Origin of the sequence: Vibrio tapetis subsp. quintayensis (assembly GCF_030409945.1) — a bacterium.
Lineage (GTDB): Bacteria > Pseudomonadota > Gammaproteobacteria > Enterobacterales > Vibrionaceae > Vibrio > Vibrio quintayensis.
The window spans coordinates 22351-29456 of the sequence record NZ_JAUFQV010000022.1; the positions used below are offsets into that span (position 1 = coordinate 22351).

At 41.4% G+C, this 7106-nt stretch carries 8 protein-coding genes and 1 pseudogene; 6 read left to right on the plus strand and 3 right to left on the minus strand.

The window, feature by feature from the left end; translation table 11 throughout:
• The first annotated feature begins 13 nt into the window (after positions 1-13).
• The 3 genes and pseudogenes from QWZ04_RS08230 to QWZ04_RS08240 all read left to right on the plus strand — a co-directional run.
• The gene (locus QWZ04_RS08230) at positions 14-730 is read left to right on the plus strand and encodes a hypothetical protein (protein WP_290326839.1); all 717 of its coding nucleotides are present in this window, start codon (positions 14-16) and stop codon (positions 728-730) included.
• Positions 731-1069: 339 nt separating this feature from the next.
• Positions 1070-1399: a DUF3316 domain-containing protein gene (locus QWZ04_RS08235; RefSeq protein ID WP_290326841.1), complete on the plus strand. Its 330-nt coding sequence runs from the start codon at positions 1070-1072 to the stop codon at positions 1397-1399.
• A 235-nt stretch (positions 1400-1634) separates the two neighbouring features.
• Positions 1635-2038, plus strand: a pseudogene (locus QWZ04_RS08240) (transposase); the annotation flags it as partial.
• 60 nt (positions 2039-2098) lie between these two features.
• On the opposite strand, the gene QWZ04_RS08245 reads toward QWZ04_RS08240, so the two are convergent.
• Complete coding sequence (locus QWZ04_RS08245) at positions 2099-2551, minus strand: hypothetical protein (protein WP_290326843.1); 453 nt, start codon at positions 2549-2551, stop codon at positions 2099-2101.
• Between the two features lie 263 nt (positions 2552-2814).
• Between QWZ04_RS08245 and QWZ04_RS08250 the strand changes: the two genes are divergently transcribed.
• Both QWZ04_RS08250 and sigZ read left to right on the plus strand, forming a co-directional pair.
• Positions 2815-3525, plus strand: a complete 711-nt coding sequence (locus tag QWZ04_RS08250) for a glutathione S-transferase family protein (RefSeq protein WP_290326845.1) — start codon at positions 2815-2817, stop codon at positions 3523-3525.
• A gap of 153 nt (positions 3526-3678) precedes the next feature.
• A complete protein-coding gene (sigZ, locus tag QWZ04_RS08255; RefSeq protein WP_290326847.1) occupies positions 3679-4224 on the plus strand; it encodes an RNA polymerase sigma factor SigZ in 546 nt (181 codons plus the stop codon).
• Positions 4225-4315: 91 nt separating this feature from the next.
• Here sigZ and QWZ04_RS08260 read toward each other — a convergent pair whose 3' ends face one another.
• Positions 4316-5635, minus strand: coding sequence for a ferredoxin reductase family protein (locus QWZ04_RS08260; protein ID WP_290326849.1), 1320 nt, complete (start codon positions 5633-5635; stop codon positions 4316-4318).
• A gap of 760 nt (positions 5636-6395) precedes the next feature.
• Between QWZ04_RS08260 and QWZ04_RS08265 the strand changes: the two genes are divergently transcribed.
• Positions 6396-6548, plus strand: coding sequence for a hypothetical protein (locus tag QWZ04_RS08265; RefSeq protein ID WP_290326851.1), 153 nt, complete (start codon positions 6396-6398; stop codon positions 6546-6548).
• A 29-nt stretch (positions 6549-6577) separates the two neighbouring features.
• On the opposite strand, the gene QWZ04_RS08270 is transcribed toward QWZ04_RS08265, so the two are convergent.
• Entirely contained in the window at positions 6578-6874 is a 297-nt protein-coding gene (locus QWZ04_RS08270; RefSeq protein ID WP_290326853.1) for a hypothetical protein, read from the minus strand.
• Between the last annotated feature and the right edge of the window lie 232 nt (positions 6875-7106).

The window sequence follows — 7106 nt, forward strand, 5'->3', positions numbered from 1 at the left end:
TCTTGGAACCATTATGAAACTAAAGACAATTATCCCACACCTGATTTTAGGCTCAACGATTGCGAGTGTTGCGTATGCTCAGGTTGAAGAAATACAAGACATGAGTGACCCACTAGCCGTTTACTCTCAGCTTGGTCTGGGTTGGACTCAGCAAGGGTTTAATCTAAAAATGGGGCAGACATACGATACGGGCAGTGAAGATACGATGGCTCAGCATATCCTTGAGCTGAAGGGGTTCGCAGGTTCATTAGGGACAAGCGATAATGCGGACAATTCACTGGATTCTCTTCGTTATCGTCACTTCAATGTTGATTTAACTAACGGGCGCGGTGCACAAATTGACCTCGACTGGAATTTTGACAATGACATCGGCTCTGCAAGCTATTCGATGATTCAGGCGCTACCCAAATTTGGTCGGGTTCAGCTATATCCTCTTGCGGGTATCGGAGTCACTGTACAAGACGATCAGGGCTATACCGTTCCCGCTTCATTTGGCTTAGTAGGAATGTACGGAAAGCTTGAGTTAACCGACAAAATTTGGGTGAACTACAACCCTATGTACACCAATCAGTTGGGGGGAAATGACGAATTTGAAGATGTGTTCGGCTTTTCGAACGAAGCCGCCATTAGCTACCAACTTAACGCCAAACAAAATGTTCGGGCATTTTGGAACTGGGGTGAAACCACTAACGGAACAGACTTTCGCATAGAAATGAATATGCAATTTTAAATCAAGCTGTGGTACTGATGTTCCCCGCACTACCACAGAATTACCACTAACATTATGAAAAATAACCAAAGAGTAGTTTGTGAATTGAGATATAACCATTCGTAGCTTACAACGAGATAAAAAGAGTCAACGACGCTCTCTCGGACCAACAGCCGCTAATGTTATTTCATTAAATAGTGATATCAGCCACTGATTTTAGTTTCATCTGGGTCTTTACGTAAACTTACAAACCCTTTACTTAACCTTAAGAAAATTTAACCGCTTCTTAACCAGCAGGGCGCTATTCTAGCCATACCCACTAAAGGTGAATCGATAAATGATTTTTTAAAGGAAACTGCTATGAATAAATTACTTACTGCTATTATTGCCACTGTAGCTCTTAGCTCTAGTGCATTTGCTGCTTCAAATATTTCACACACTCACCTAACTACCGATAGCTTTGGATCTAAAAACCAAGCATATGAAGCAGGGTTTGATTTGGCGAACTCTCTTGGCGATCTGAGCTCGAATGAACTGAGTATGGATTTCCGAGTATCAAATGCGAAAAACATCTCTGTAGACGATTATGAAGTAAGCATTGAAGAATTTGCTGTTGACCGTGACAACATCGAATATCGTGCGGTAGTCGATGTTAAATACTCTTTTGATGACCTTCGCAACGACAGCTAAAAATATACCGTAAACTGAGTGCCCTCCCTAGAGGGCACTCTATCTCTAACTGACAACTCCAACGACGTTCATCTTCTATGGACTTTAAACGGACACACACCAAATAGTATGAGCAAACGACTGACTTTACGTCGATACCGACCCAAATCCATCGCACCCACCTTTTCCTTCCTTGCACCATTGCTATCCTGTCAAAAACATGGAGTAAGCTCATGGCCACGGTAGAAAACAACTCATATCCATCGAGGCCCCCTCTATTATCATTGCGTTTCTAGATGCGTTAGACGAAGCTTTTTATGTGGTGAAGACACCACTACTCACAAGAGCTATGAGCAAGATAAGGCGATAGACATCATAGAAACATGGCGAGAGAGGTTATTGTCTTTGAGCTGGCTTATGAAATAGCTCAACGACGATATAGCCTGTAAGGCCAACCCAAAAGACCAATGCTCTGGGCATTTTTGGGAAAGTAGCTTTAAAAGCTAAGCCTTGCTGGATAAAAAAGCCTTAGCGGCTGCCATGGCCTATATAGGCTTAAACCCTGTTCGAACCGGGATAGCGAAAACCCCTGAGTAGTCAGACTTTACATCAATACAAGCAAGGTTAAGGGCACTTAACGATCAATTTGAAACAGCGCCCAGATATAATCTGACAGGCACCGTATCAAAAATGGGTAACTGTCAGATCAGGTCGGAACTACTACAATTTAGATTGTTCAATTCTGTTGATGGGTTCTAAAACTAGAGGGTTTTTATCTCGAAGACTGAATTGCCATTTGCCTTTTAGGCAAAAAACGAACTTGGATTTATTCCCGTTAGAAGCATTAACAAAAACTTTAACTCTTTCCGGTGAATAACCATCATGATATTCCACACGAGTTATATCACTCAGCATGATTTTAGTTTTAGTGCCAGATTGGCGAATAATCAGACTATCTCCACAATCTAGTACTTCGTCTGCTAGATCCCAAAACATTCTCTTGAAGCTCAGTAAAGTATAAATAGAGAATCCAATCAATACTAAAAGTCCGCCCCCATTCTCCTTTGTAATGCCACCACTAAGGCCTAAAGCAATGGCTATTCCAAAGAAAGAGAGTACAAATACAGGAAATGTATTCTTAATCAGAACCATTTGTCCAGAAATCTTCTTCATCTTACTTCACTTTAATTAATATAAGTTTAGCTTATATCACCGACCGAGCCCTGTATTGCTCCCATCAGCATCGCCTCCGTGACCGTGGTACGCTCCGCCATTATGATTCGAACGTGTTGTTGTGTTCACTACCACTATCGCGACGGTCATAGAGTCCTACAGAAGCGTTATTTTTAAAAAGTTAATACCATTTTCGTCTTTTTTTCGTTTTTCTCGTCTTATTAGGTGTAAGTAAAAACAATAACCTGATTTGGAGCAACACAATGATTAAACTGATTAGCTTTAAAAACTGCCCATTTGTCCAACGTGTAATGGGCGCTCTGGTAACAAAGAATGTGCAGTTTGAAATTGAATACATTGAGTTAAGTAACAAGCCGCAATGGTTCTTAGACATTTCTCCAAATGGTCAAGTGCCCGTGTTGATCACGGAAAATGACACCGTGCTGTTTGAATCAGACGCCATCGCCGAATACCTAGATGATAAATACGCACCCATAGAACAGCTATCACCCGAGCAAAAAGCGTTAGATCGTGCATGGTCGTATCAAGCAACTAAACACTACATGCCACAATGTGGAACGATGGGAAGTAAAGACAAAGAAACATTTGAAACCCGTTTAGCCAATCTATCTAAAGCGTTCGCAAAAGCCGAGAACAAGCTCGGTGAGTCTTTATTTTTCAAAGGAGATGACATCTCTAACGTTGATATTGCATGGCTTCCGTTGCTGCATCGTGCTGCCGTCATCAAAGATCAATCAGGTTTTGACATGTTAGCACCCTTTCCAAAGGTTCAAAAATGGCAAGCTGCTCTTATCGAATCTGGCCTTACCAACAAAACGGTACCACAAGATTTTGTCTCCACCTTTAGTGGCTTTTACTTAACGAATACCTACCTAGCAAGCTTAATCGACGGTAATGAAACCACATGCCCTCCGAGCCGTTGCTCTGACTCTTCTCGTTCATGTTGCAACTAAAATAGAGACTCTGATTGGAGTTAATAGTATTGTTTAAGTGAGATACAGTCGCTCAGGGCAAATCCGCATTCAGATCTGAAGTTCGTCCTGAGTAGCTGTATTACTCATGTTACATCAGCGGATAACATCACATTGTAGGGGTAAATGAATCACATGAAATTTGAATCTATCTGGTCGGCATATCAATCCAGCTTGAAAGCGTTTTTACACAGCAGAATTGCCAACCCTGAAGATGCTGAAGATCTATTACAAGAAATTCTGATTAAAACTTATAATGGTTTTCGTACGGTGAGTGATCGTAGCAAAATAAAACCGTGGATCTTCCAGATAGCAAGCAACACCATTATTGATTTCTATCGCAAGAACAAGAAACAGAATGAGTTAACAGAAGATGACTTGTGGTACAGCGAGCAAAGTAGTGAGCAAGTTATCAATGCCCTTTCTCAGTGTCTTCTGCCCTTTATTAACCAATTGCCTAACCAAGACGCTGAACTCTTGATTGCTATTGAAATCGAAGACATTTCGCAAAAAGACTACGCACATAACCATGGCATCAACTACTCAACACTGAAATCACGAGTAAAGCAAAGCCGCACAAAACTGTTCAATTTGTTCAATAACTGCTGTGATTTTTCCATCGATTCACGGGGAAACATCATGGAATACCAGCCCAAATCTGGCAACTGTGAGCGCTGTTAATACCCAAACGCATACGGTTTCGATGTGTTTGTGCTTTGGGTGCCTGTCCCTTTAACCGGAGTTTCAAATATAGCTTCCCACCTAAGTAAGATTAGCGAAAATTAAACAGCTCTGAATGAAAATTATTGGTGTCGAAATTTATTCCTTTTAATTGACCAAGCAACGCGTTTTTGAATCCAACAGGGCCACAGAACCAAATGCTACGCAGAACAATATCCGGATGTTTTTGACGTATCTGATCTATGGACAAGAAGGATTTTAACCTATTGTCGACCACGTGAAATTCCACATTTGCTTTGTTGGCTGCACGCTCCATTTCTTCTATTAAAGAAGGGGAAGGGGTTTTAGTGCAGTAGTAGAACACAACTTCATCTCGATTTTGTAATTGAGCTAGTTCCTCCAACCGCGCTTTGAATGCCGCGCAACCAATACCCCCGGCTATCCATAATTGCTTTTTCTTATCGTCAAAATCGAACTTGCCATACGGACCTTCTATTTCGACCTTCTGCCCTATTTGAACTTGCTTGTGAATGTTGGCAGTAAAGTCGCCAAGTGCTTTAATTAAAAAACTCACATTCCGTTGTTCGCTATCTACCGAAGCGATAGTGAACGGGTGCGGCTCTTCACCACCTATCTTTATAAACGCAAACTGACCAGCCAAATGGCCTCTCCAACTAGGGAGGTGAACTGAAAGACGTGTCGTGTTGTTATCTTGGTCATACACCACTTCGGTGATAGAACCAGAGTGTTTGTGTTTTCTGCCGATCCATCCAGTCAAACTCAGAATCGCAGCCACAATACCGGCAAGGACAACCACTACCGTAATAGGTGTAATCAAGCTATCCCAATATGAGTGCTTGAGAAGAATAAGCGAGTGGTAGCCAATAACGATGAATGCAATCGCCATCAGTTTATGAGCCCATTTGAAAACCTTGTACCGAATTGGGGCAAACAGCGCCACTAAAGTCAGACCGATAAATAAGTATAGAGTCCATTCACCCATTGCTTCAGCACTACCGCGTAAAGGACGAATCACAGCATAGAAAGAGTCAGGGTCGACGAAAGAAGCGCCACGCTGAGGCCGTGCGAGATACCCAGCACTAACCAGTTGCTTTGGCACAATTGCAAGTAACCAGTGAACAGCACCAATGATGACACCATAGATTGCTATCCATTTGTGCAAACGATAAGCTTTATCTAGGCCTCGAGTAAGGTTTTCTATCAACGGTAATCTCAATGCGAGCAGCATTGTTAGGGTTAATAGCAATACTGAAACGATACCCGTAATTTGAATTAATGCGCTTCGCCACTGCATAAAGGTTTCATTCGCGAGCAATGTCGGCTCTGCTTGGAACCAGATACAGGCGATCACCAAGACGAGGGCAATCACCATTGAATAGAGTTTGTTCATATTAACGCTCCTATTGAGCTTTAACTCTACTCCTTCCAATGTAACCCAGCGTAAAGGTAGGTAAATCAGTGTAAATACTTAGTCTGTATTTGTCTTAGTTATCACTCTGCCACCTTGGGCCAACAGAGTTGCTGACACCGTCACTTAACGTTTAGCATGCATTACCACCAGTTAAAACTCGCCTCACCAACGACTCTTTTCTTGCCATTCTTCTCACCATTCCGGCTCTGACATTAAATAAGCCAGAACAAGTACGGCGCAATCAGTAGCGCTAATTCAAATAAACTACGTGTTAATCGTGTGGTAAGAGCGTGCGTTGTGTTTTCTTTTCAGTGAAAAATTGATAATGGCAGCAGGTTCCAGAATTTAGAACTATAATAAATTAGGCTGTAACAAGTGGAATTTGAAAAGCTATAGATAGCAAAAAGCCGCTAATAAAAGCGGCTTTTCGAATGGGTGGAAGCCCCAGCCCCATCTACCTTTATGATCAACATCCATTACACCATAAGACTTTGAAACAAATAGGAATAATTAAAATAGGCCGATTAGTACCAGTGCTTAGTACCAATCAAGAGTTAACTCAAAATTAGCGCACAATGGCACCGAACTCAAGCGTCCCTTCCCCAAACTGTGCAGACATCCACCAGCACCAAACTTACATAAAAGTAGTAAATTTACACCCAGCCATTGCACAGACCAATTCAAAATCATATGACTATAGTGAAGACAACAGAACGTTGTAAAAACAATAATAAACAACATGTACCAACTAGAATTAGCCTTAATAGGGGGAGAAAATCCCAAAGAAGTGCCATTGCAACAAGTAGCGATGGAAATGGATAGTGGTGAGGGTGAAGCGACGGAAGAAGGAAAGGCACCTATTCAACTGGAACTTGATTTACAGGTTAACTAGCAAAAAAAGCCCCTGCATGGGGCTTTCATTTACTTGAGTTTGAGTGCTGTTAATCTAAGAAATTTTGTTACGTCAGCCATAGCTCGCTCCACCAACTCTAACTTCATATCATTTCTGCTTAGGACGATCTGTTCAGCTTCATTTTTAATATCCAGATACGCAGCCACTACTGCTTGCTCAATGTATCGTTCTAGCTGCTGCTTCGTAATAGCTGAAAGTTCAACTAAACTTTCTTGCTCGCATTGCTTCGCTATCAGTATTTTGACTTCTTTTTTCAGGTCAAACTGACCTATTCCCCAGTGCAATCGTTCTTTAAATGTACTCATAAGTTTATTCAAACTATACAAATATATTGGTTTGTTTTACTAGGGCGGTTTGGAGGGTAACCCACCAACAAGTAGGTAAATTAAGGCGTAGCAATTTAATTTGCCTATCTTGAATCAGTAACTTCATACCAAATTTGTTTTCAATAATATAAATTACTAAGCTTGTAATAAAATGTAAGCGTCTAATTAAGCAGTGAGGCCTTATTCGGCCTCATCGATTTCCATGTTCCAA

Coding starts and splice junctions, on each gene's coding strand:
- QWZ04_RS08230 (WP_290326839.1), top strand. CDS start 14: ATGAAACTAAAGACAATTATCCCACACCTGATTTTAGGCTCAACGATT.
- QWZ04_RS08235 (WP_290326841.1), top strand. CDS start 1,070: ATGAATAAATTACTTACTGCTATTATTGCCACTGTAGCTCTTAGCTCT.
- QWZ04_RS08245 (WP_290326843.1), bottom strand. CDS start 2,551: ATGAAGAAGATTTCTGGACAAATGGTTCTGATTAAGAATACATTTCCT.
- QWZ04_RS08250 (WP_290326845.1), top strand. CDS start 2,815: ATGATTAAACTGATTAGCTTTAAAAACTGCCCATTTGTCCAACGTGTA.
- sigZ (WP_290326847.1), top strand. CDS start 3,679: ATGAAATTTGAATCTATCTGGTCGGCATATCAATCCAGCTTGAAAGCG.
- QWZ04_RS08260 (WP_290326849.1), bottom strand. CDS start 5,635: ATGAACAAACTCTATTCAATGGTGATTGCCCTCGTCTTGGTGATCGCC.
- QWZ04_RS08265 (WP_290326851.1), top strand. CDS start 6,396: ATGTACCAACTAGAATTAGCCTTAATAGGGGGAGAAAATCCCAAAGAA.
- QWZ04_RS08270 (WP_290326853.1), bottom strand. CDS start 6,874: ATGAGTACATTTAAAGAACGATTGCACTGGGGAATAGGTCAGTTTGAC.